Source organism: Sphaerisporangium siamense, assembly GCF_014205275.1.
Classification (GTDB): Bacteria; Actinomycetota; Actinomycetes; order Streptosporangiales; family Streptosporangiaceae; genus Sphaerisporangium; species Sphaerisporangium siamense.
In genome coordinates, this window is the sequence record NZ_JACHND010000001.1 from 1,938,063 (window position 1) to 1,960,607 (window position 22,545).

Below are 22,545 nucleotides of genomic sequence, written 5' to 3' on the forward strand. Positions count from 1 at the left end.
TGGCCGCATGGACGGCGACAGCGGGGAGGGCATCGATCTGCTGTCCTTCGCCGTGCGCCTGCGCCGCATGACCGGCGAGCTCAACCGCATCGCGCACGACTTCGCCCACGAGCACGGCCTGCACACCACCGACGTCCAGGCCCTCATCAAGATCTTCGACGCGCCGTCGCCGATCACCCCGAGCCGGCTGCGCGAGGAACTGAACCTCACCTCCGGCGCCGTCACCGCGTGCCTCGACCGGCTGGAGCGCGCCGGGCACATCCGCCGTGTCCGCGACGTGCACGACCGCCGCGTCGTCCACCTGCACTACCTCGACACGGCGAAGGAGTTCGCCGCGGCCTTCTTCCGCCCGCTCGGCCAGAGCACCGACAACGCCCTGCGGCGCTTCACCCCCGACCAGCTCCGCACCGTCGCCGCCTTCCTCGACACCATGAACGACGAACTCGACGCCCTCCGCGCCTCGTCGCGTTCCTCCTGACCCTCCCTTCGGCGCGGTCGTCCGGCACGGTTGCGCCCTTTTTCCGTTCACCCTCCGATGGCAGGGCTCACACGGGCGCGCCGTCGCCGAACCGGCGGGTCGCCACCAGGGCGGCCAGGTCGGGCGCCAGGCGGAGCTCCGCCGCGTCGAGGCCGGGATGGCGGAGCCAGTGCGTCCGGGCCCGGTCGACCACGCCGTCATGGCGGGGCGGCCAGTGCCGGGCGGGGGTCAGGTCGTCGACGACCAGCGTTCCTCCCAGGGTGAGCAGCCGGTGCGGATCGGCGGGCCGCTCACCGTTCTTGCCCTGGCCGCCGCCGTCCAGGACGAGCAGGTCGTACGGCCCGTGCCGATAGATCTCGCGCCAGTCGCCATGGATCACCGAGACCTGTGGACGGCCGCGGAACACCCGCGCGGCCAGCGCCGCACGGTGCGCGTCCCGCTCGACGCTCACCAACCGCGTCCCCGGGCGGGCGCCCGAGACCAGCCAGGCCAGCCCCACACCACACCCGGTCCCGGTCTCCCCGACAGCCTCCGCGCCCGCCGCCAGCGCGTACAGCAACCGTCCCTGCTCGGGCCGGCAGGAGAACCCGAACCCGGCCTCCCTGGCCACCTCGACGGCCTGCCGCACCAGGGGCGGCACCTCTGTCAGATCGGCGTACGCCGCGGTCCCGTCATCGGACATGCCGTCAGGGTAGGGCGGTCGCCGGGGATTTCGTCGGGGCGAGGCGGAGGGTGGTCGTGTGGGAGGCGCCGTGGTGGGTGTTCAGGCCGGTGAAGGTGAGGGTCAGGGGCGGGCCGAGGGTGGCGGAGGTCAGGGCGGGGGTGGTGCGGAGGACGGCGGCGGCGGGGCGGTCCCAGGTCACGGTGAGCGTGGGCAGGTCGCGGCGGGGGTCGGCGACGGTGAGGGCGGCGGTGCCGTCGCCGTGGTCCCGGGCCAGCACGGCGCAGGGGCCCGAGGCGGTGAGCGGGCCCACGGTCCCCGCCCGCCAGAAGTTGACGGCGGTGATCCCGAGCGAGGGGATGTGGACGCCCTGGTGGTGGCCGGTGTTGGCCAGCACGCGGGCCCAGCCGGGGTCGGCGGCGCGGACGCGGGTGGCGGCCCGGTCCGCGCCCGGCATCAGGAGGTAGGCATAGCCGGCCGAGACCGGGTCGACCCCATGGTCGAACCAGAGGGTGGCGTAGCTCCGGCTGACCCGCGGCGAGGACGCCGTGCCCCACGCGGAGGCGCCCGGGGCGGTGCGTTCCTCGCGGAGGGTGCGGAGGGCGGGGCAGGTCAGCAGGACGTAGCCGCCGTGGCCCTCCAGCCAGGCCCAGCCCTCCCGGTCGTCCACGGTGAGCAGGGCGTCGGTCCTGCGGTTGTCCATGATGGTCTCGACCGGGACGCCGTCGCGGGCGGTGATGCCCGCGCCGAGGCAGAGCACCGCGTCGTCCAGGAAGAACCAGGACTTGAACGCCTCCAGCGTGCTCTCCAGGCCGTACAGGTGCTGGCCGGCCGTCGCGTACGTGCCGTCGGTGGCGCCGCCGACCCACCGGGCGGGCGGCGGCGTGTCGCCCCAGGCTCCGCCGGCGCCGTCGGGCAGCCGCCGCGTCGAGACCGTGGTGCCGGGCAGGCGGTAGGGATCGACGGTGGTCCAGAACGAGTCGGAGTACTGGGCGCCGTGCCCGGGCACCCACCAGTAGAGCATCCCCGAGCCGGTGTGCCAGCCGCGAAGGTTCTCGCCGTTGCCGTGCTCGTAGTGGCCGACCGTGGACGACGCCATGCTGAGCGCCGCGCACCAGCCGGGGCGGCGGTGGACGGCGCGGGCGCTCATCGGCATCAGGCGGTGCCCGGCGGGCTCGCGCGCCGCCGGGACGGCGTCGTCGGCCAGGATCCGGGCGAGGCGGGCGTGGAACGCCAGGTCGCCGTCCCTCAGCGCGGCGTCGAGCATGGGGGCGGCGGTGTCGCGCCGTGCCCATCCCTTCACCATGGCCCGCCAGCGGTCCCGCTCGGCGGGGGAGGCCGTCTCGCCGAGCAGCAGGATCGCCGCGGCGATCTCGCGCCCGCGCCGGTGGTCGCCGTACGGCGCCCTGGCGAGCCCCCGGCCCCGGACCAGGTCCATGCAGAAGCCGTCGTGCACGAACGGCGCGAACGACCGTTCCACGCCGTCCAGGACGACCCGCGGGGCGGCCGGCTCCCACGGCGAGCCTTGGAGCACCGCGAGCAGGGTCGCGACCCCGGACAGCAGGGACGCCCCGTAGGCGCCCTGGTAGGGGACGGTCGAGTGCTGGATGAACGAGCCGTCCCGGTAGAACCCGTCCCCTTCGGTGACGTAGGCGAAGACCGGCGCCAGGGCGGACACGGCCCGCGCGGCCCGGCCGGGATCGGAGGCGAGCATGGCGCGCAGCAGCACGACCAGGCACAGGTCCACGCGGTTGGCCCCGGTGCTCGTCCCGCTGTAGCCGGACAGCACGTCGCCGGGGACGAAATGGTCCACCGCCGCCACGAGCGCCGCGCCGCGCGGGCCGGACAGCCCGATCAGCAGGGACGCGTCCAGCAGGGCCTTCGGCACGCCGATCCGCCAGTGCCACCAGTTCCCGTACGGCTCGGCGCCCGCCGCGTACACCCGCCGCCGGTAATGATCGACGCCGGCCGCGACGGCCTCGGCCAGGGCGGGATCCCCCGCGACCCCGGTGCCCGGCAGGACGCAGGCACGGGCCATCGCCCGCAGCCGGGCCGGGGTGGCGACGAAGGAGGGGAACGGCAGGTCCGGCCACAGCGACGCGTCCGCCATGGTCATGGCCGCGGCGTGCCCGGCGGCCCGGGCTCCGAGCCGTGCCAGCCGGGCGCGGTACGGCTCGGCCGCGGCGTCGAAGCCGGACCCCGCGGAGACCTCACGCCAGCGGCGGCGCAACCGGTCGAACGAGGCGGCATGGACGGAGCCGGCCGGCGCCGGCGAGACCGGCGCCGCGGCCGCGGCGCCGCCGAGCGGGATCAGCGCGGTGCCGCCGAACCGCAGGAACCGGCGCCTGGAATATCCGCCCACGGGCGCATTATCGTGCCGCACGCCCGTCGGGCGCGGCCGGCCACGCCGCTACGAGGAAACCGCGTCGGCGGAGGCCGGAGAACAGGGAACCGTTTCAGCGGAGGAGGCGGCCGAACGGACCTCGCTGGGAGTGTGGCCGAAGCGGGCGCGGAACACCCGGGCGAAATGGGCCTGGCTGGAGAAGCCCCAACGGTAGGCGACGTCGGCGATCGTCGTGTCGCGGGTGCCGGGACGGCTCAGCTCCGCGTACACCCGGCGCAGCCGCCGCTCCAGGATGTAACGGGCGGGACTGGTGCCGGCGGCCTCGAAGACGCGGGAGAGCTGCCGTACCGAGATCCCGAGGACGGCGGCGACCACGGCGGCGTCCAGCTTGGGGTCGTGCAGGTGCCGCTCGATGTGCTCCTCGGCGATGATGCGCTGGGTCAGCGACGACATGGGGCCGCCGTACCGCTGCAACGTGAGCAGCCGGATCAGCCCGATCACGGCGTGCTGCAACTCGCCGGGGTCGTCGCCGCCCTGCCGCGGCCCGACCAGGCCGCCGAGGAGCGAGCCGAGCGCCGACACGAGCGCGCCCTCGCGGGCCGACGCCCGGCCGAACAGCATGGGCACGGGGACGCCGCCGGGCACGCACGTCTCGGCGAACAGCTCGCCGGGGATGTCCACCAGGAACTGCTTCATGGAGGAGGAGAACCCGAACAGGTACGGGTTGCGCGTGTCGTACACCACCAGGTCGCCGGTGCCGGCCGCCAGGCAGCCGTCCTGGTGGTAGAAGACGGCGTCGCCCTTGACCAGCAGGCTGGCGAACACCGAGTCGTTGGGGACGGACCGCGCGAGGTGCGGCGTGCGCTCGACGACGTGCGCGTTCCCCGTGATGTGCGCGAGCCGCACACCGCCGACGCGCAGGTTCGTCTGCGTGGCCAGCAGCCCCTTGTCGGAGTAGGACCGGCAGGACAGGCCCACCAGCGCCTTCCGGTTGTACTCTTCCCAGAAGTGGACGCGCTCGGCGGGCGCGATGTCCTCTGTCGTGGCCCGGGAGATCACGGAGATGGCGTCGGCGGGCATCAAGGACCTCCTTACCGCACGATCCTTGTCGAGAGTATGTCGAGAATCAAACGGATAGGTAACCCCCGTCCACGGTGAGTATCGCTCCGGTGACGTACGCCGCCGCCGGCGAGCACAGGAAGGCGATCGTCGTCGCCACGTCGCGGGGGCTGCCGTAGCGGCCGAGCGGGATGCGGGCCAGCACCTCGGCGGCGGCCTCGGCGTCGTCGAGCAGGCCCCGGGCGAGCTGGGTCTCGACGAACCCGGGCGCGACCGCGTTCACGCGGATGCCCTCGGGCGCGTACTCGGCGGCCAGCGACCGGGTGAGCTGGGAGATCCCTCCCTTGCTCGCGCTGTAGGCCGGGCGGTCCTTGCTGCCGAAGAAGGCGAACATGGACGAGACGTTGACGATCTCGCCACCGCCCGCGGCGAGCGCGGGCCGCGCCGCCTCGCACGCCACCATGGTGGCGGTCAGGTTGATGTCGATCACCCGCTGCCAGCGGCCGAGGTCGTACTCGTCGCGGTCGTGGCTGACGCCCGCGCAGTTCACCAGCACGTCGAGCCGGGTCTCCGCGCCGACCAGCCGGGCCAGGCCGTCCCGGTCCAGGACGTCGTGCTCGGCGACGCGCACGCGGGGATGGGCCGGCAGCTCGGCCGCGACCCGGGGGGCGAGGCCGAGAGCCACCACGTCCGCGCCCAGCTCGGCGAGGAGCGTGGCGGTCGCGGCGCCGATGCCCGAGGTCCCTCCGGTGACGAACGCGGTACGGCCGGCGAACAGGCCGTCCTGGAAGGTCATGACGCGCCTCCCGGCCGCACGAGCACCTTGATCTGGCCTTCGCCGCGCAGCAGCGCCTCGAACCCCTTGTCCACCACGTCGTCCAGCGCGATGATCGACGACACGATCGCGGTGAAGTCCACGCCTTCCTGGGCGAGCCGGATCAGCTCCGGGTACGCGTGCCGGTACCCCACGCTGGTGAGGATGTTCTGCTCGCGGTTCACCAGGGCGAACGCGTCGATGCTCACGGTGTGGGTGAGGCCGAGGAACATCACGCGGCCGCCGTTCCTGGTCGCGTCCAGGCAGGTGCGCAGGGTGTGCTCCGCGCCGACCACCTCGAACGCGACGTCCACGCCCTCGCCGCCCGCCGCCTCGCGGATCAGGCCGGGCACCGCGGCGGCGTCGCGGGCGTCCACGAGGTCGGTGGCGCCGAGCCGTCCGGCCAGGGCGAGCCGTTCGGGGGAGAGGTCCGCCGCGATCACGCGCCGCGCGCCGCGCCGCGCCGCCAGCATCACGACGAGCAGGCCGATCGGTCCGAGGCCGACGACCGCGACGGTCTCGTCCCCCTTGACCCCGGCCCGCCGCACCGCGTGCAGCGCGACGGCCGCGGGCTCGAACACGGCCGCCTGCTCCAGCGAGACCGAGTCGGGCAGCCGGTGCAGCATGTACGCGGGGACGGTGGTCCGTTCCGCCAGCCCTCCGTCGCCCATCAGGCCCGCGAAGCCGAAGTGGCGGCAGATGTTGTACTCGCCGTTCAGGCACCTCGGGCACGTGCCGCACCGGTAGTGCGGCTCGACGGCGACCCGGTCCCCGACCGCGAGGCCGGTCACCCCCGGTCCCAGCGCGGTGACCGTGCCGCAGAACTCGTGGCCGAGGACCAGGGGCGCGGTCGCGCCGGATTCCGGGTGTGGTTCTTCCACCGGGATCGCGTGCGGCCCGTCGGCGTATTCGTGCAGGTCGCTGCCGCAGATCCCGCAGTAGGCGACGGCGATGGTCGCCTCCCCGGGCCCCGGCGCGGGGACGTCCACGTCCATGACGCGGACGTCCCGTGCTCCGTACCAGACCGCCGCCTTCACACGGCCTCCCTCGCGGCGAGCCGCTTGCGGACGACGGCGGGGGCGGTCTCCTTCAGGGCGAAGGAGAGCACGACCACCACCAGCGCTCCGCCGGAGGCGATGAACATCGCGGTCTGCAGGCCCCACTGGTCGGACGCCCACCCGGAGACCATCGGGCCGATGAAGCCTCCGGCGAGCTCGCCCACGCCCATGATCACGCCGAGCGCGGTGGCCAGCGCCCCCGGCGGCACGGTCTCGGCCGGGATCGTGGCCATGAACAGGGTGAAGCAGCCGAGCCCGGTGTACGAGACGATCATGAGCGCGCCGAGCAGGACCGGGTTGTCCACGTAGACGAGGAAGATCGGGCAGAGCACCGCCAGCGAGGTGAAGCCGATCAGCGCGGCCTTGCGGCCGATCCGGTCGGAGATGCCCGGGGTGGCGAAGCCCCAGAGCACCCACGCGACGCCGAGGCACGTCATGACGCCGCTCATCGTGCCGGGCGCGAAGCCCTTCTCGTCGGTGAGGAACTTGGGCGTGAAGGTGATCAGCGTGATGAACCACGTCAGGTAGAAGCAGGCGATCAGCATGCAGATCAGGACGTTCCGCTGCTTCAGCACGTCCTTCAGGGCGGGCTTCGGCTGGGCCGGCGCCGCCTCGGTCGCCTCGATCGCCGCGGTCCTGACCAGCGGCGGCTTCTCGCGGACGTACTTCATGATCACCGCGGCGATGATGAGGCCGGGAAGGATCGTGACGAAGAAGGCGGTCCTCCAGCTGGTCGCCTCGGCCACCCACACCACCACGATCGGCGCGAGGATGCCGCCGAGCAGGCCGGCGGACGAGCCCTGCACCAGGCCCATGTTCAGGCCGCGGCGGTGCTCACGCGAGGTCTCCACCATGAGCGACTGCGCCATCGGCAGCACCGCTCCCTCGGCCACGCCCATGAGAGCCCGCGCGGCTAGCAGGCCGACGAAACCCCCCATCAGGCCGGAGACCGACGAGAACACCGAGAACAGCAGTACGGCGACGATGAGGATCGGCTTGCGGCGGCCGAGCTTGTCGGACAGGCGCCCGGCCACCATGCCGGCCAGCGCCCACGTCAGCGCCAGCACGCCGGACAGGGTGCCGAGCTCGGCGTTCGACAGGCCGAAGTCCTTGTCGATGTACGGCGCGAGGAACGCCAGCGCCTGCCGGTCGAAGAAGACGAAGCCGAAGGCCACGAACAGGATGACGAGGAGACGGTTCTCGTACCGCCGCGACTCGTTCTCCAGGGCCGCCGGCGTGGGCGTCGAGATGTCGGTCATCACGTGCTCCGGGGGGAAACGCCGTCGGCTAACGGAAGAGAGAGTTGACGTAGTCCGCGCCGATGCCGACCTTCTCGTAGTGCGCGCGGCACATCGCGATGTAGTCGTGCACGTCGAAGACGCCCTCGGTCTCCCCGTTCTCGTCCAGCCAGATCAGCGGGCCCTTGACGATGAAGAAGGTCTTCATCGGCTCGCCGCTGTCATAGGCCACGAGAGTGTGCCCCTCGCCCGGGGCCTCGTAGATGAAGTCGCCGGCCGTGGCCGTCCAGTCCCGCTCCAGGTACCCCCACTTGCCCGAGATCGTGTAGGCGAAGACCTCGTGCGGGTGGTAGTGGCGGTTGACCAGCCCGGCCTCCTTCGCGCGAAGGATGTCGGCCCAGCTGTTGTCCTTCACATTGATCCACAGCGGACGCGACCCGACCGTCTCGGTGAACGGCACGTAGTAGCGGTCATCGTCCGTGGCGACCTTGGAAAGGTACACTTCGGGAAGCGCGTCAGGCTTCTGGGAATTCTCAATCGGCTTGAGGTTCTTCCAGAACTCCGAGCCCGGGTTTTCCGGCACGTTACGAACTCCTTTCACGCCCACATGGCGAACCGTGCGTCAGAGTGAACATCCTCCGACCCTCATAGGTCTTTCCCCTCCCGGACGTGCGAGGTTGACGATTCGGGACACGCGCGAACCGGCGACGTCCGCGACCAGGCGTCCTTCCCCGGCTCCACGCGGGGATCGCGGCGTCCCGGAGGGACCAGCGGCACGTGAGTAAAACTTTCGCCATGTGGATGGCCTGCTCGGAACCCCCGCGCGCTCGGCCGGCGCGCGACGGGATGGCGGGCTCGATCATCGCGCTCACGGCTCGCGAGCGTCCGCCACAAACGGAGCAGGGGAGGTCCTTCTGGACCTCCCCTGCTCCGTGGAACCTCTCAAGCGTTCGGCTGTGCCACCTGAACGGCCGGGACCGTGCCTGACGCCACAGGACGCTCAGGCGCCTTCTGGGTCAAGTACACCATCCAGATCATGGCCGTACCCATCACGAACGCCGCTATTTTGAGCAGAATCTTGCTTTGGTTCATCGGTTTCCTTATCAACGGCCTTCTTGTGCAAAGCCGTCATAGATGGACGTCATTGGCCATCGACTTGCATCGTGGGCGCAGTACTGCGAACTGCCGAGAGTGATGATTTATGATGCTATGACACGCTAAAGCGTGACATCGCTAAGTTGATCTTAGCGTATGCCGGGAGGGGTAGAGACGCTTATCGGATCGATTCGGTTGCCATTTCGATCACGAAACCCGTCACGATTCGGCAACGTCACCTTGTGGGCCGAGTCGCCTCCGGAGCGTGCCGGCCTCGGGAACGCGCAACTGCTCGTAGTAATCGAGCGCCTGACGGAAAGAGGCCTCCGCCTTGGCCCGCTCGCCGACGCATGCCAGGGTCACGCCCAGGTCGTCGAGCGTGCGTGCCTCCTGATAGATATCGCCGATGGCCTGAGCATGCTCCAAGGCCTTTTCGTAATACGAGACGGCGATTTCGTACCGGTTTGCACGGTGATGTACCGCACCGATATTGCGCAGAGCCTGCACCTCGTCCCCGCGTGCGGATATCTCGACCGCGATGTGCAGGGCCTTCTGGTAACTGATGAGCGCCTCGCGGTCCTTGCCGATGTGTGCGAGACAGGTGCCGATGTTGTTGAGGACGCGTGCCTCCGACTGCCGGTCGCCGATGTCGTGGTAGGCCGTCAGCGCCCGGCGATACTGTTCGAGCGCCTCGGCGTGCCGGTCGAGACGCTGGTAGATCTCCGCGACGTTGTTCAGCAGCGTGGCCCTGTTGGGAGGGCTCACCATCGGATCGACCGATTCGGCCTCCTCGTAGTGGCGCAGCGCCGCCATGTAGTCGCCGCGCCGCTCGTCAAGGTGGGCGGTGTTGTTGAGGGTCATCTGCTCGCCGCGTGGGTCGCCGACCTCGCGGTACAGCGCCAGGGCCGTGTCCAGGCGCTCAGCCGCCTTCGCGTAGTCGCCGCGCTCGAAATCAATCTTCGCCAGGTAGTTGAGAGTGCCGGCTTCACCGTGGCGGTCGTCGTTCTTCTGCCACAGCTCCAGCGCCTGCTGGTGGTAGCCGAAGGCGACATCGAGCTCCGAGCGGAACCCGTGCGCGAGCCCGTGCTCGTCGAGGAGATCGGCGACCGCCCGGTCGTCATGGGCGGCACGCTGGATCTCCAGTGCCTCGGCCGCCGAGCGCAGCGCCTCTTCGTAGTGGCCGGTTCGCCGGCGTACTGCGGTCAGATCCGCCAGGGCGCGCGCCATCGCCTGTCGGTCTCCCATCTCGCGCCACATGGTCACGGCGCGGGTGTGGAGCCGGGTCGCCACTGCCCAGTGCGCCCACAGGTAGAGATGCCGGCTCAGGACGTGGGCGAGGGTGGCGGCGTGTTGCCACCAGCCGTTGTCGGCGGCGTAGCGGGCGACGAGCAGCAGGTTCTCCAGTTCGGCGTCCATCCAGGCGTGGCCCTCGGTGGCCGACCTGATCGAGGGCCGGACGCCGAGGCTGGACGGCATTCCGATGGGAGCGCGCCCGCGGAAGGGATAGAGCATGCGGTCGGCGGCGTCGGCCGTGTACAGGAAGTGGTCGAGGGCGCGCCGGATCGTCGCGGTCGTCTCGGCCTCCGGCGCGCGGTCGGAGAGGCCGAGGGCGTACTCGCGGATGAGCGAGTGGAACGTGTAGCGCCCGCGCCGGGGCTCCATGATGAGATGGTGATCGAGCAGGGCGTCGAGGATCCTCTCCGCCGCCGCCCGGCTCGACGCCAGCAGCGCCGCGGCGGACGACGGGGTCAGGTCCACTCCCGGGTGCAGGCCGAGCCTGCGGAAAGCCTGCCGCTGGTAGGCGTCCAGGTCCCGGAAGGAGAGCTCGAAGGCAGCCGACACCCTGCGGTCCTCGGCCCAGATCTCCCCGAGCAGGCGGTCGGTTCTTTCGAGCAGCTCCACCAGGTCTGCGACGGTCCACGCGGGCCGGTGACGGTACCGGTTTCCCACCAGCGCGATCGCCAGAGGCAGGTAGCCGCATAATCGCACGACCGTGGCGACGTCCTCGGCGCGGCCCGCGCGCTGGGGTTCGACGATGCGGGTGAACAGCGTGACCGCGTCCTCGGGCGACAGGGCGTCCAGGGACAGCGACCGCACGCCGTCCAGCCCGGCGAGGCGCTTCCTGCTGGTGATCAGCACCAGGCAGCCGGGCGCTCCGGGCAGAAGCGGCCTGATCTGGTCGTGCCCGGCGGCGTCGTCCAGGACGATGAGCATCCTGCGGTGGGCGAGCTGGGTGCGCCAGGCCGTCGTGCGTTCCTCCAGTCCCTCGGGGATGGGGGAGACGCCGAGGTCGCGCAGCAGCCGGTCGAGCGCGGCCGCGGGGTCCATCCGCTCGCGCCGGGCGTCGTGGGCGTGCAGGTCGAGGAAGAGCAGCCCGTCGGGGTGGTCGCCGGCGAGCTGGTGCGCCAGGTGCACGGCCAGCGCCGTCTTGCCGACTCCGGGCATGCCGTCGATGGCGATGACGGTCACGGCGTCCTCGCGGGCCTGCTCGATCATCATGCCGCCCAGTTCGGCGGCCCTGCCGGTGAACGTGGGGGTGTCACGGGGAAGGTTGTTGGGGCTCTTGCGGACAGTGGGCCGGGCCTCCTCCGGCAGCAGTTCCGGATCACCTTGAAGGATGCGCTGGAACAGCGTCTGGAGCGCGGGCCCGGGTTCGGTGCTGAAGTTCGCGACCAGGCGCCGGCGCGCCCGGCGGAAGGCGAGGATGGCGTCGACCCCCCGGCCGCCGCGGTACAGCGCGAGCATCAGCAGCTCGATCAGTTTCTCGTCGAAGGGAAAACGGTTCACGAGATCGTCGAGCTCGGCCAGGAGATCTGCCGTCACGGCCTGCGCGATTTCGAGCTGGATCCGATCCACCGCGCCGTGCAGCAGTTCCTCTTCGAGTTTCCTACGGGTGCTCGCGGCCCATGCGCCGGGCAGTCCGGCGAGCGGTTCTCCCCGCCACAGACCCGCCGCCTCTTTGTACAGGCGGACGGCCTCGTCGGCGTCGGCCACGGCACGCGCCTGTGCGCGCATTGAGCGGAATCGGTGGTAGTCGATGTTGCGCAGGTCGGTTTCGAGCACGTAGCCGCCGGAGGAGCGCTCGAGCCGCACGCCTTCCTCGGCGCCGTTCAGCGGTTTCCTCAGCCGTGAGATCGACTGGTGCACCAGATCGCGCGCCTTGTTGGGCGGCGAGCCGTCCCAGACCTTGTGGAGGAACGACTCCACGGTGACGGGCGTTCCCGTCGACATCAGCAGGATGGCCAAAATATGGCGTTCTCTGGCCCACCCCAGGTCGAGCCGACGTCCTTGGGACCAAAACTCGACTGGCCCGAGAATACGGAAATCCATTCGAGCCCCTTTTCCGAGGGACCTGCCTTAATGCTCTGGCCTGACATTTTTTCATCTATCCCGTGGCGAATCCAGTCATAAGTGGGCCCAGAGATGTGTGGGACGTCGTTTGCGTGGCGTCGCACAAGACCTCGGCAAGGGCGCCGCAAGGGTTTCCGCAAGGTGCGGCGTCCACGCTCGAAGACGAGCGATGCAGGGATCGCTTACAGCCATAGGCTGCACTAAAGGGGGCAATTCGAACAAATGTCTGGTCATGAATGGAACAAGGTGCCGATCGGGCCGGACGCCCGACGCTGGGTGACGCGGAGGAACTGCAAACTCGTCCTGGTGGTCGTCCACACCGTCACATCGGGACAGCGCCTGCTGGACACGGTTCGCCTCGTGGAGTCCGACCTGAGAATTCAGGTCGTCTTCACCATGGCCCCGGACGTCTTCAGCAACGGTGTGGAGCAGTTCGTCCGCCGAATCGGGGCGGTCACGCTTCCCTGGCTCCAGGCGACGCAGCAACGGTTCGACCTGGCCATCGCGGCGAGCCTCGGCGGGCTGCACGAGATCCACGCCCCGCTGGTGGTCATGCCGCACGGAGCGGGCTTCAACAAGCTGGTCCCGGCGCCCGGGCGTGCCGCACCGGCGCGGGGGCGCACGGCCTACGGGCTGGACACGCAGCGGCTCGTGCACGACGGCGTCGTGATCCCGGCGGCGCTGGTCCTCGCGCATGAGGCCGAGAAGGCGCGGCTCGCCCGCACGTGTCCCGAGGCGCTTCCCATCGCCATGGTCATCGGCGACTCCTCGTACGACACGCTGGTCGCGAGCCTGCCCCATCGTGACGCCTACCGTCGCGCGCTCATGGTGGGCGGCGGACAGAGGCTCGTGGTGGTCAGCTCGACCTGGGGCGCGCAGTCGCTCTTCGGCAGGCGTTCGGGATTCCTGCCGCGCCTGCTCGCCGAGCTGCCGCCGCAGGAGTTCCGCGTCGTGGCGCTGCTCCATCCCAACATCTGGTTCGGCCACGGCGTCTGGCAGGTGCGCACCTGGCTCGCCGAATGCCGGCGACAAGGGCTGATCCTGCTCCCGCCGGGCGCCGACTGGAGGGGGGTCCTCGCCGCGGCCGACTGGATCATCGGGGACCACGGGTCCGCCACCCTCTACGGCACGGTCACCGGCGCGCCGGTGATGCTGGCGAACTGCCCGCGTGCCGCCGTGGACCCCGCCTCGCCCTCCGCCGAGCTCGCGGCCCTGGCTCCCCGGATCTCCCGGCGCACGCCGCTGCGCGACCAGTTGCTCAAGGTCGCCGCCGAGCGGAAACCGGAACAGTACCGCCGCGTCGCCGAACGGATCACCTCGGCCCCGGGCCGGTTCGACGACAACATGCACCACCTCATCTACCGGCTGCTGAACCTGCGCCGCCCCGCCGTCCCAGCACAGCGGTCGGCCGCCGTCCCCTACCTCACTCAATGAGCCACATCACGCGGAAAGGGAGAACCGGCATGCGGGACAACATGGTCGCCGTACGACTCTTCCGGGTCGAACCCATGCTGACGCTGACCAAGGCGCCGTGCAACAGCGCGACCCCGGACGGGTATACGGGCACGCCCGGCATCCTGATCATTCCCCGGCAGGGGCCGCTCCGCGCGCCCCATCTCATGCTCGTCGCCCGTGGGCCGCGCCGGTGCGAGCCCTCCCCGGGCGTTCGCGTGTTCGCCGACTCGCACGTCGTCGCCGGTCTCGGAGACGGCACGAACCAGGGCACGCCGGCCCTCGCCGACGTGCTCACCGACGCGAGCGCGGCGCAGATCGTCGCCCCGCCGGAGGGGCCCGGCCTGCTCGACAGGTATCCCGGCTGCGGGGTCGCGGTCGCCGCGAGCCGGCACGGGTGCCTCGCCGGGCTGCGCGACGGCAGGCTCGCCGCGATCAGGGGCGCCGCGGGCTTCGCGGCCGGGGCGGACCCCTGGCCGGCCGTCTACGGCTCGTTCGTCCACGGCTGGTGGACGGCACGGATGCCCCTGGAGGGGCTGGTCACCGCCTCGGTGATCGTGGGCCGCTACATCGGCAGGACGGAGAGCGGGCTCGGGTGCTTCCACGTGGCCGGGCGCGGGCGGATCCGGCTGGCGCGGCGCGCGCCCTGGAGCACCGGAGGGATGTCCGCATGACCGGCAGGATCGTCGTCGCCGGGGCCGTCAGCCTGTACATGTCGGTCGGCATCCGCGAGTTCCCGGTCGGGTACGCCCCCACCTGGTCGCCGCGCTGGCTCGTCACCGGCGTGTCGGGGGCGGCCGGCCACATCGCACGGGCCATGAAGGCCCTCGGCGACGAAGTGCGCCTGTGTGGCGTGATCGGCTGCGACCTGGCCGGCGGCGCGATAGCGTCCGACCTCGCCCGGGAGGGCCTGCTCGGCCCGGGCGTCGTCCGGGGGCCGGAGTCGTCCACCGGCTTGGTGCTGGTCGCGCCGGACGGACGGCGCATGGGCTTCCCGCACCTGGCCCCGGTGAACCAGGTCGTCTACCCATGGGACGTCCTCGCGTCCCAGGCGGAGGACGCCGACCTGCTGGTCCTCACGAACGCCCGGTTCGTCCGCGAGCTGGTGCCTCACGCCGGTCGGCTCGGCGTTCCCATCGCGGTGGACGTCCATCTGATCTCGGACGTCGCCGACGCCTACAACCGGCCGTGGCTGGAGAACGCTGATGTGATCTTCTGCAGCCACGAGTGCCTTCCGGTGCCGCCCGCCCGCTGGGTGGCGGACGTGTTCGCACGCTACCCGCGCTGCCGGATCGTCGGCGTGGGGCTCGGAGCCGGCGGCGCGCTCGCGGGCACGCGAGACGGATCCCTGATCAGGGTCGAGGCCGTCGCCCCGAACGGGGTCGTCAACACCTCGGGCGCGGGCGACGCGCTCTTCTCCGGCTTCCTGCACGTGTGGCGTGCCACGGGCGACCCCGTGCGCGCGCTGCGGGCGGCGGTCGTCCACGCGGGGTGGAAGATCGGGCACCGGGCGCCGGCGGCGGCGTCGCTGAGCCGCGGGGAGCTGACACGGCTCGGTGAGGCGCACGCGCCGCCGACGACCGTCGGGCGCTGGGACGGTCAGGTCTCGCCCAGCCGCACCAGCCGCTCCTTCACCGGCCCGACGTCCGCGCCGCGTGCGGAGAGCAGGCGCAATGCCTCCTCGTAGAAGGTCCGCGCGTCTTCGAGGCGCCGCTCACGGGCGGCCAGGTCTCCGAGCGCCTCCAGAGCCAGGGCCTCGCCCGCGTCCGAGCCGATACGCCGCATCTCGCGCAGTCCCTCGTCCAGCAGGCCGGCCGCCTCCGGCTCACCGACGCGGGCCCTGCCCAGGAGAATGAGCATCCGCGCCTGGTTATAGGGGTCGGACTCGGGCACGAGGAGCCGCCGCGCCTCCGTCAGGCGCGCGACGGCCTCCCGGGTCCGGCCCTGGCGGGTCAGCGCGTCCCCGAGGTCTCCGAGGGTGCGCGCGGCCCGCCGCTGCTCACCCGTCCGGCGGTAGCCGTCGAGGGCCTCCTCGAAGAGGGCGACGGCCTCGGCGACCCGGCCACGGTCCAGTTCGAGCAGGCCGAGCCTGCGGTGGCCACCGGCGATCCGCTGGGCGTCCCCCTCACGGCGCCAGATGTCCACGGCACCGCGAAAGTGGACCGCCGCCTCGTCGAGCCGGCCCAGAGCCCGCAGGGCCAGGCCGGTCCGGTTCAGCATCTTCGCCTCCGCGCGAGGGTTCGCGCCGTCGCGGGCCGCGGCCAGCCCCATCTGGTCGATCTCCAGCCGTTCCGCGTGGAGACCCCGGTAGAGGAACAGCGGCCACAGGGCCTCGACGAGTTGCCACGCGGTGGGGAACAGGCCCCGCTCGCTCGCGGTCCGCACGGCGGTCCTGAGGTTGGGAAGCTCCCGCTCCAGCCAGTCGAGCGCCGCCGCGGAGCCGTCGAACGCGACCTGCTCGGCGGGGACGTGGACGATCGCGTCGTAGGTGACGCGGCGGTACGGCATCACCGTCCGGCTCGCCGCGGCCGCGGTGTGCAGGTACCAGTCCAGCACCCGTCGCACCGCCTCCGCGCGGTCGGCGTCCGTGTCGTGTTCCTCGGCCATCTCACGGGCGTGCAGCCGGGTCAGCTCGTGCATGCGGACGGCGCCGCCCGGCGCGTCGTCGAGCAGGTTGGCGTCCACCAGCACGTCGAGCAGCCGCCGGATCTCGGCCCGCGACAGGTTCGCCATCGCGGCGGCGGCCCGCGCGTCGATCGTCGCGCCGGGGAAGAGCCCGAGCAGCCGGTAGACCCGGGCCGCCTCGGACGGGGACAGCGTTCCGTACGACAGCATCAGAGCCGCGCGGATCGTCATGTCATCCTCCATCGACAGCGCGCTGAGGCGCTGCCGCTCGTTGGTGAGAGCCTCCACCATGTCCGTCAGCGGCCGATTCGGCCGGGTGGCCAGCCGGGCGGCGGCGACGCACAGGGCGAGCGGCAGCCCGGCGCACAGCTGCACGAGCTCGCGCGCGGCGCCCGGTTCGTCGCGCACGCGGTCGTCGCCCACGGTCTTCTCCAGCAGTTCCAGGGCCGCGTCGGCGCCGAGCCGGTCGAGCCGCACGGCCTGGGCTCCGCGCGCGAGGAGGCCGCCGAGCCGCATCCGGCTCGTCACCACCGCGACGCTGCCCGCCGAGGCCGGGAGCAGCGGGCTCACCTGCGCGGCGGAGACGGCGTCGTCCAGCACCACGAGCAGGCGGCGCTCGCTGACCAGGGACTGGTAGAGCGCGGAACGTTCCGCAAGCCCGCCCGGGATCCGCTCCGGCATGATCCCGAACGCGCGGATGAAGCGGCCGAGGACCTCTGCGGGCTGCACGGGCGCGTCGGCGGCGTGCCCTTGCAGGTCGGCGAAGAGCCGGCCGTCGGGGAACGCGGCCCGTTCGCGGTGGGCCCAGTGCAGGACCACGGCCGACTTGCCGATTCCCGCGGGCCCGCTCACCACCGCGACGGCGGGGACGCCGCTCTCCTCCAGCCGGGTACGGATCGCGTCCAGCCGGGACAGCGCGGTGGTCCTGCCGACCAGGACGCCGGTGGCGGGGAGCTGGTTCGGCTTGGGCAGAGGGGGTGTGGCGTGGTGCAGGTGGATGTCGCCGTGGACGTCGCGCGCCTGGACGGCCGGGCCGTGCACCGTGCCGCTCAGCTCGTTGACCTGGGCCGCGACCTTCCGGTCCTCCCCGCGGGACTCGGCGTTCATTCATCACCCGGAATCACGTCGAGAACACCCTTGGCCACATTCGTGAGGTCGCCGCCGGCGGAATCCTGATTCGCGCATGAATGATCGACATATTTCTTCCATGCTTGCCCGGGGCCGAACTCCAGTCAAGCGCGGAACGAATGCCGTTCCCCCATAACGTGAGGCGATAGAAAGCGTTGGGGTGGAAGACGCCGGTATGAGGGGTATCCGGATTGATGTCCGGGGGGCGCGCCGGAAATAGCTGTGAACAATGTTACATATGGTGTTCGGCGCTGCGGCGGGCGTCACTTTTCATGAGGGGAGGGCGACCGTCGCGGGGCGCCCTCGTGGAGGTGAGAGCGCCCCGGTGTGGGTCAGGCGTGGCGTTGGAGTTCTTCGGGGGGCTGGTCGACGTAGCCCTGGCTTATTTCGATGATCAGGCCGTCGGGGTCGCGGACCCATACGGTCTTCCAGCCGGGGATGTACTCGTCGAACTTCAAGGGGCCGAGGGTGATGTGGGCGTCGTCGCCGGCCTGGTCCAGGAAGGCGTCCACGTCGTCGACCTGGAAGGCCAGGTGGCGGGTGACGCCGGGGGTGGCGGGGCCGTCGTCGGACGCCTCGGGGGCGGGGGCGGCGGTGGTGGGGAACAGTTCGAGGAGGGCGTCACCGCGGCGCAGGAAGATGACCCGCGTGCCGTCCGCCTCCGCGACCCTCGCTCTCCTGAAGCCGAAGTAGCGGGTGTAGAACTCTTCGGTGGCCTTCTGGTCGCGGCAGTTCAGGCCGACGTGCGACCAGCGCGGGCTGTCGGGCATCCGAACCGCCTCACTTACCGAGGATGGGCGCGAACGGCACGCTGTCGTGGAAGTTGGACATGTAGGAGATGAGCCCGTCGGTGACGACGAAGTAGTTGCACACCCCGGCCTCGATCGACTCGCCGCCGACCGTGACGGCGGAGATGCGCGAGACCACGGCCGCCTGCTCGCCCTCGACGACGACGTGGGCGGGGACGTTGGCGAAGCGCGCGTAGGTCTCCGGGAATCCCTTCATCATCCCGCGCAGGGTCTCCCGGCCCTCGACGTGCCCGGCGAGCTGCTCGTCCATCACCTGGTTCTCGGCGAACAGGTCGCACCAGGCGTCCCACTCGCCGGCGTTGGCGAGCTCGTAGTAGCGCGTGATCACTTCTCTGGTGTCCACGTGTGGTTTCCCCTTCAGGAGACGGGGGCGCTGTCCTGCACCCAGGTGGGAAGCGGGACGTCGATCTGCCGGAACAGGGTGACGAGGTCGTCGACGGCCCAGCGCTCGGCGAAGCGGCCGTCCTCGACGCGCCAGAGCTCGTGGGTGTACCACTCCAGCGCGTTGCCGGTGGGGGCCACGCCGAGGAAGGGGCCGACGTGCCGGCCGGTGAGGCGGATCCGGGTGAAGACCCGGTCCCCGGCGCTGACGACCTCCTCGGGGTGGGCGACCATCTGCAGGGCCTCGATGACCGCGCCGAGGTTCGCCTGGTAGATCGACAGTCCCGCGACGTCGACGAGCCCGGGGTGGTGGTCGATGAAGTCCTCGGTCATCACCTCGCCGAGCCCGTCCAGCTCGCGTGCGTTGAAGAGCTGCGCGAAGCGCTGGTAGAGCTGCTCGCTCATGGTGACTCCGTCCTGCCGAGCAGCAGGTCGGCGGCCTTCTCGCCGATCATGATGCACGGCGCGTTGGTGTTGCCCGCCACGATCTGCGGCATGATCGAGGCGTCGGCGACCCGCAGCCCCTCCACGCCGTGGACGCGCAGCCGGTCGTCCACGACGGACTCCTCGTCGTCGCCCATGCGGCAGGTCCCGGTGGGGTGCCAGAGCGTCCCGGCGTTCTCCCGCACGTACTCGGCCAGCTCGGCGCGCCCGGTGACCGTGGGCCCCGGCGCGATCTCCTCCTTGACCAGGCCCGAGATGGCGCTGGTCGCGGCGAGCGCCCGGGACAGCTCGATGGCCTCCAGGAAGCACTCGACGTCCGCCGGGTCGCTGAGGTAGTTCGGGTCCACGATCGGCAGCTCGGACGGGTCCGCGGACCGCAGCGTCACGGTGCCCGTGCTGCGCGGCTGGATGATGATCGGCGCGAACGTGAAGCCCGGCCCCTCGCGGTCGTAGGCGGGGGAGACGAACTTGATGCCGCCGAACGCCATCTGCAGGTCCGGCGGCCGGTCGGCCGGCGTCGCGCTGGTGCGGGTGAAGAACCCGGTCTCGGCGATCAGCGTCGGGACGAACGGGGGTTCCTCCCTGGCCAGGTAGCAGACCCCGACGACCATGTGGTCCTGGAGGTTCCGCCCGACTCCGGGCAGGTCGGCCACGACGTCGATCCCGTGCCCGCGCAGCTCGGCGGCGGGGCCGATGCCCGACAGCTTCAGCAGGTGCGGGGAGTTGAACGCGCCGCCGCAGACGATGACCTCGGTGCTCGCGTACGCCTGCTGGATGGCGCCGCCGGCCACGTACTCCACGCCGACGGCCCGCTCGTTCCTGATCAGGACGCGGCTCGCCAGCGCCTCGCTCGCGATGGTCAGCCCGGGGTTCTCCAGCAGGGGGTGCAGGTAGCCGGTGGCGGTGCTCGACCTGTGGTGGTCGGGGGTCTTGCTGGTCTGGTAGTAGAAGACCGTCTCTTCCTGCTCGCCCGCGTTGTAGTCGAACCTCGGCCCCTGGTCCTTGAGCCCGACCTCGCCGCCCGCGGCGAAGAGCCTGGTCGAGACGGGGCTCGGGTCGGCGTGGTAGAGGACGCCGATCGGCCCGCCCGTGCCGCGGTACTCCGACTGCCCGCCCTCGAAGTCCTCCAGCCTCTTGAAGTACGGGAGCACGTCGCGGTAGCCCCAGCCGTGGTTGCCCAGCGCGGCCCAGTTGTCGTAGTCCATGCGGTGGCCCCGCACGTACAGCATGGCGTTGATCGAACTGGAGCCGCCCCACACCTTGCCGCGCGCGATGGGCACCGTGCGGCCGTGCAGCGCCGGCTGGGGAGCCGTGACGTAGCCCCAGTCGATCTCGCTCGGGCCCCACAGGGAGATCGTGGACGGCACCTTCTCGTCGTGGATCTCGGGCCGGCTGTCGCGGCCGCCCGCCTCGATCAGCAGGACCGTGGCGTCGCTTCCGGTGACCAGCCGGTTGGCGAGGGCGGCGCCCGCGGACCCGGCGCCCACGACGATGAAGTCGTAGGAGGGGGCGCTCACGAGGCGGCGTCCTGCTTGATGAAGTCGGCGACCCGCTCGGCGACCATGACCACGGCGGTGTGGCAGTTGCCGGTGGTGACCTCCGGCATGACCGAGGCGTCGGCGATGCGGAGCCCCTCGACGCCGTACACGCGCAGGCGCGGGTCCACCACGGCCAGCTCGTCGACGCCCATCTTGCACGCGCCGACGTAGTGGTAGTACGAGCCGAGGTTCTGCTTGACGAACTCGGTGACGTCCGCGCGGCTGGAGACGCCGTCGCCCGGGGTGACCTCCTTGACGCCCCAGTCGGCGAACGCATGGGTGCGGAACAGGTCGCGGGCCATTTCGAACGCGTCGACCATGCGCTCGCGGTCGGAGGGGTGCGACAGGTAGCGAGGGTCGGCGAGCGGCGCGTCCAGCGGGTCGGCGCTGGCCAGGCGCAGCGTGCCGCGCGCCAGCGGGCGGACGAGGCCGGGCAGCATGGTGACGAGCTGCGGGTGCGGCTCTGGCTGGAACTGCGCCCTGTGGATGAAGCCGATCTGCACGTCCGGGACCGCCCAGCCGCCCGTGTTGGCGAACAGGCACACCTCGGACATGTTCATCGTGGGCTCGGGGGCCGCGCGGTCGGTCATGTTGACCGGCGCGACGATGAGCACGTGGTCGTGGTAGTTCTCGCCGACGCCGGGGAGGTTCAGGCGGACGTCGATGCCGAACTGCCTGAGGTGGCTCTCCTGGCCGATGCCGGAGAGCATCAGCAGCTTGGGCGTCTCCAGGCCGTTGGCGCAGAGGATGACCTCCGAGCCGGCGCGGGCCTGGCGCGTCTCTCCGCCGCGCACGTACTCGACGCCGGTGACCCGGTCGCCCTCGAAGAGCAGCTTGGTGGCGCGGGAGTCGGCGCTGAGGGTCAGGTTGGGCCGTCCGAGCGCCGGCAGCAGGTACGCCTGCCGGACGCCGAACCGTTTGCCGTCCTTGATGTCCAGGTGGTGCCAGCCGGCACCGGTGAGCTGGGCGTTGAAGTCGGGCGTGGAGGGGTGCCCGAGCTCGGCGCAGGCGTCGAGGAAGGTCTGGGACAGCGGGTTCGGCTGGTGCCTGCTCGCGTTGATGACGTTGACGGGTCCGTCATGCCCGGCCGTCGGGTTGGTGTCGTCCTCCTGGGACTCCAGCTTGCGGAAGTACGGCAGCACGTCCTGCCAGGACCATCCGGTGGCCCCGTGGTACGCCCAGTTGTCGTAGTCCAGCGGCTGACCCCGCAGGTGGATCATGTGGTAGAGGTTGCCGGACCCGCCGATGCCCTTGCCGGCGGCGAGGTAGACCTTGCGCCCGCCGAGGGCGGCCTGCTCGGTGGTCCAGTACACCCAGTCGATCGGGGTGAAGTGGTGCTCGGCCCACCGGTAGGGAATGTCGACGGTGTCGGGGATCGTGTCCGCGCCGGCCTCCAGCAGGAGAACCGTCGCGTTCTCCAGCTCGCTGAGCCTGTTCGCGAGCACTGAGCCGGACGCTCCCGCGCCCACCACTATGTAGTCATAGGTCTCGCTCATGTTCACTACCTCACTTTTCCGCCGGCGACAGCTGGTTGAGCGCGCCGACGTGGTACTTGACGATGGCCAGGCCGTCCGGCGTCTTCGCCAGCTCCCACTCCTGGGTGACGCGGAAGCTGTTGCGGCTTCCGTCGGAGGTCTGGGTGGCCGTCCACACGACCTGGACGTCGACGTGGACGGTGTCGCCGTCGTCGCGGGCGCCGAGCCGCTCGACCACGTGCTCCTGGTCGGTGAAGGCGGCGCCGACGACGGCGTACCAGTCCCGGAAGTCCTCGTGGCTGCGCAGCGTGCGCTCCGGGAAGGCCATTTCGAGGTCCTGGTCGACGACGAGAGGAAGCAGCCTCTCGACCGGCTCGTGGGCGCTGAGCCGGTCGAACCACTGCCGCGCGAACTCCGCGGTCTCCGCGTCCAGCGCGGACTGATTGGCTGGCATTATGCCACTCCCTTGAATAGTAACGGATTTTAATTATTAAGTCGGAAATGTGTCTCGGGGAGGATCCGCCGAAAAGCAGAACCGGACTCGGATAAATGCACGTAGTGCCGTGTCGGGACTTGACACAGTGCCCCGTGTTTT

20 protein-coding genes are annotated in these 22,545 nt (G+C 71.1%); 4 read left to right on the top strand and 16 right to left on the bottom strand.

Translation table 11 applies throughout. The features are described from left to right. Positions 1 to 7: 7 nt before the first annotated feature. Positions 8 to 478, top strand: coding sequence for a MarR family winged helix-turn-helix transcriptional regulator (locus tag BJ982_RS09235; RefSeq protein ID WP_184878388.1), 471 nt, complete (start codon positions 8 to 10; stop codon positions 476 to 478). A gap of 67 nt (positions 479 to 545) precedes the next feature. On the opposite strand, the gene BJ982_RS09240 is transcribed toward BJ982_RS09235, so the two are convergent. The 9 genes from BJ982_RS09240 to BJ982_RS09280 all read right to left on the bottom strand — a co-directional run bounded on the left by BJ982_RS09240 (position 546) and on the right by BJ982_RS09280 (position 11,978). Continuing rightward, positions 546 to 1,160: an O-methyltransferase gene (locus tag BJ982_RS09240; protein WP_184878390.1), complete on the bottom strand. Its 615-nt coding sequence runs from the start codon at positions 1,158 to 1,160 to the stop codon at positions 546 to 548. 4 nt (positions 1,161 to 1,164) lie between these two features. Continuing rightward, complete coding sequence (locus tag BJ982_RS09245; RefSeq protein WP_275411748.1) at positions 1,165 to 3,501, bottom strand: polysaccharide lyase 8 family protein; 2,337 nt, start codon at positions 3,499 to 3,501, stop codon at positions 1,165 to 1,167. Between the two features lie 48 nt (positions 3,502 to 3,549). Beyond that, positions 3,550 to 4,563 carry a helix-turn-helix domain-containing protein gene (locus BJ982_RS09250; RefSeq protein ID WP_184878392.1) on the bottom strand — a complete coding sequence of 338 codons (1,014 nt, stop codon included), beginning with the start codon at positions 4,561 to 4,563 and terminating at the stop codon, positions 3,550 to 3,552. 46 nt (positions 4,564 to 4,609) lie between these two features. Continuing rightward, entirely contained in the window at positions 4,610 to 5,338 is a 729-nt protein-coding gene (locus tag BJ982_RS09255; protein ID WP_184878395.1) for an SDR family NAD(P)-dependent oxidoreductase, read from the bottom strand. Continuing rightward, positions 5,335 to 6,393: a 2,3-butanediol dehydrogenase gene (locus BJ982_RS09260; RefSeq protein WP_184878398.1), complete on the bottom strand. Its 1,059-nt coding sequence runs from the start codon at positions 6,391 to 6,393 to the stop codon at positions 5,335 to 5,337. The genes BJ982_RS09255 and BJ982_RS09260 overlap by 4 nt, the downstream gene beginning before the upstream one ends. Next, positions 6,390 to 7,673: an MFS transporter gene (locus BJ982_RS09265; protein ID WP_184878400.1), complete on the bottom strand. Its 1,284-nt coding sequence runs from the start codon at positions 7,671 to 7,673 to the stop codon at positions 6,390 to 6,392. The genes BJ982_RS09260 and BJ982_RS09265 overlap by 4 nt, the downstream gene beginning before the upstream one ends. Before the next feature lie 28 nt (positions 7,674 to 7,701). Next, positions 7,702 to 8,235 (bottom strand): 2,4'-dihydroxyacetophenone dioxygenase family protein, encoded by a 534-nt coding sequence (locus tag BJ982_RS40325; protein WP_184878402.1) that lies wholly within the window; start codon positions 8,233 to 8,235, stop codon positions 7,702 to 7,704. Between the two features lie 359 nt (positions 8,236 to 8,594). After that, positions 8,595 to 8,744 carry a hypothetical protein gene (locus tag BJ982_RS09275; RefSeq protein WP_184878404.1) on the bottom strand — a complete coding sequence of 50 codons (150 nt, stop codon included), beginning with the start codon at positions 8,742 to 8,744 and terminating at the stop codon, positions 8,595 to 8,597. Positions 8,745 to 8,966: 222 nt separating this feature from the next. Further along, on the bottom strand, positions 8,967 to 11,978 hold the full coding sequence (locus tag BJ982_RS09280; RefSeq protein ID WP_184878406.1) for an ATP-binding protein: 3,012 nt from the start codon (positions 11,976 to 11,978) through the stop codon (positions 8,967 to 8,969). 342 nt (positions 11,979 to 12,320) lie between these two features. Here BJ982_RS09280 and BJ982_RS09285 point away from each other — a divergent pair, with 342 nt between their 5' ends. From BJ982_RS09285 to BJ982_RS09295, 3 genes are read left to right on the top strand one after another with little or no spacing between them, the layout of a single operon-like run. Continuing rightward, complete coding sequence (locus BJ982_RS09285) at positions 12,321 to 13,532, top strand: hypothetical protein (protein ID WP_184878408.1); 1,212 nt, start codon at positions 12,321 to 12,323, stop codon at positions 13,530 to 13,532. 29 nt (positions 13,533 to 13,561) lie between these two features. Beyond that, positions 13,562 to 14,224 carry a hypothetical protein gene (locus BJ982_RS09290; protein ID WP_184878411.1) on the top strand — a complete coding sequence of 221 codons (663 nt, stop codon included), beginning with the start codon at positions 13,562 to 13,564 and terminating at the stop codon, positions 14,222 to 14,224. Continuing rightward, positions 14,221 to 15,237: a carbohydrate kinase family protein gene (locus BJ982_RS09295; protein WP_184878413.1), complete on the top strand. Its 1,017-nt coding sequence runs from the start codon at positions 14,221 to 14,223 to the stop codon at positions 15,235 to 15,237. The genes BJ982_RS09290 and BJ982_RS09295 overlap by 4 nt, the downstream gene beginning before the upstream one ends. On the opposite strand, the gene BJ982_RS09300 is transcribed toward BJ982_RS09295, so the two are convergent. From BJ982_RS09300 to BJ982_RS09330, 7 genes are all read right to left on the bottom strand, one after another. Beyond that, positions 15,150 to 17,282 (bottom strand): ATP-binding protein, encoded by a 2,133-nt coding sequence (locus BJ982_RS09300; protein WP_184878416.1) that lies wholly within the window; start codon positions 17,280 to 17,282, stop codon positions 15,150 to 15,152. The genes BJ982_RS09295 and BJ982_RS09300 overlap by 88 nt on opposite strands. 353 nt (positions 17,283 to 17,635) lie before the next feature. After that, positions 17,636 to 18,073: a VOC family protein gene (locus tag BJ982_RS09305; RefSeq protein WP_184878420.1), complete on the bottom strand. Its 438-nt coding sequence runs from the start codon at positions 18,071 to 18,073 to the stop codon at positions 17,636 to 17,638. Positions 18,074 to 18,083: 10 nt separating this feature from the next. Beyond that, positions 18,084 to 18,455 (bottom strand): nuclear transport factor 2 family protein, encoded by a 372-nt coding sequence (locus BJ982_RS09310; protein ID WP_184878421.1) that lies wholly within the window; start codon positions 18,453 to 18,455, stop codon positions 18,084 to 18,086. A 14-nt stretch (positions 18,456 to 18,469) separates the two neighbouring features. Beyond that, entirely contained in the window at positions 18,470 to 18,898 is a 429-nt protein-coding gene (locus BJ982_RS09315) for an ester cyclase (RefSeq protein WP_184878423.1), read from the bottom strand. Continuing rightward, positions 18,895 to 20,454, bottom strand: a complete 1,560-nt coding sequence (locus BJ982_RS09320) for a GMC family oxidoreductase (RefSeq protein ID WP_184878425.1) — start codon at positions 20,452 to 20,454, stop codon at positions 18,895 to 18,897. The genes BJ982_RS09315 and BJ982_RS09320 overlap by 4 nt, the downstream gene beginning before the upstream one ends. Next, positions 20,451 to 21,971, bottom strand: coding sequence for a GMC family oxidoreductase (locus tag BJ982_RS09325; RefSeq protein ID WP_184878427.1), 1,521 nt, complete (start codon positions 21,969 to 21,971; stop codon positions 20,451 to 20,453). Before BJ982_RS09325 ends, BJ982_RS09320 begins: the two co-directional genes overlap by 4 nt. A 10-nt stretch (positions 21,972 to 21,981) precedes the next feature. Beyond that, positions 21,982 to 22,404 carry a nuclear transport factor 2 family protein gene (locus tag BJ982_RS09330; RefSeq protein ID WP_184878429.1) on the bottom strand — a complete coding sequence of 141 codons (423 nt, stop codon included), beginning with the start codon at positions 22,402 to 22,404 and terminating at the stop codon, positions 21,982 to 21,984. Between the last annotated feature and the right edge of the window lie 141 nt (positions 22,405 to 22,545).

What these genes read in the sequence shown, in the direction of transcription:
- BJ982_RS09315 (WP_184878423.1), bottom strand. Translation starts at nt 18,898, where the DNA reads ATGAGCGAGCAGCTCTACCAGCGCTTCGCGCAGCTCTTCAACGCACGC.
- BJ982_RS09285 (WP_184878408.1), top strand. Translation starts at nt 12,321, where the DNA reads ATGTCTGGTCATGAATGGAACAAGGTGCCGATCGGGCCGGACGCCCGA.
- BJ982_RS09295 (WP_184878413.1), top strand. Translation starts at nt 14,221, where the DNA reads ATGACCGGCAGGATCGTCGTCGCCGGGGCCGTCAGCCTGTACATGTCG.
- BJ982_RS09265 (WP_184878400.1), bottom strand. Translation starts at nt 7,673, where the DNA reads ATGACCGACATCTCGACGCCCACGCCGGCGGCCCTGGAGAACGAGTCG.
- BJ982_RS09305 (WP_184878420.1), bottom strand. Translation starts at nt 18,073, where the DNA reads ATGCCCGACAGCCCGCGCTGGTCGCACGTCGGCCTGAACTGCCGCGAC.
- BJ982_RS09330 (WP_184878429.1), bottom strand. Translation starts at nt 22,404, where the DNA reads ATGCCAGCCAATCAGTCCGCGCTGGACGCGGAGACCGCGGAGTTCGCG.
- BJ982_RS09250 (WP_184878392.1), bottom strand. Translation starts at nt 4,563, where the DNA reads ATGCCCGCCGACGCCATCTCCGTGATCTCCCGGGCCACGACAGAGGAC.
- BJ982_RS09255 (WP_184878395.1), bottom strand. Translation starts at nt 5,338, where the DNA reads ATGACCTTCCAGGACGGCCTGTTCGCCGGCCGTACCGCGTTCGTCACC.
- BJ982_RS09325 (WP_184878427.1), bottom strand. Translation starts at nt 21,971, where the DNA reads ATGAGCGAGACCTATGACTACATAGTGGTGGGCGCGGGAGCGTCCGGC.
- BJ982_RS09235 (WP_184878388.1), top strand. Translation starts at nt 8, where the DNA reads ATGGACGGCGACAGCGGGGAGGGCATCGATCTGCTGTCCTTCGCCGTG.
- BJ982_RS09280 (WP_184878406.1), bottom strand. Translation starts at nt 11,978, where the DNA reads ATGTCGACGGGAACGCCCGTCACCGTGGAGTCGTTCCTCCACAAGGTC.
- BJ982_RS09240 (WP_184878390.1), bottom strand. Translation starts at nt 1,160, where the DNA reads ATGTCCGATGACGGGACCGCGGCGTACGCCGATCTGACAGAGGTGCCG.
- BJ982_RS09300 (WP_184878416.1), bottom strand. Translation starts at nt 17,282, where the DNA reads ATGAACGCCGAGTCCCGCGGGGAGGACCGGAAGGTCGCGGCCCAGGTC.
- BJ982_RS09275 (WP_184878404.1), bottom strand. Translation starts at nt 8,744, where the DNA reads ATGAACCAAAGCAAGATTCTGCTCAAAATAGCGGCGTTCGTGATGGGT.
- BJ982_RS09290 (WP_184878411.1), top strand. Translation starts at nt 13,562, where the DNA reads ATGCGGGACAACATGGTCGCCGTACGACTCTTCCGGGTCGAACCCATG.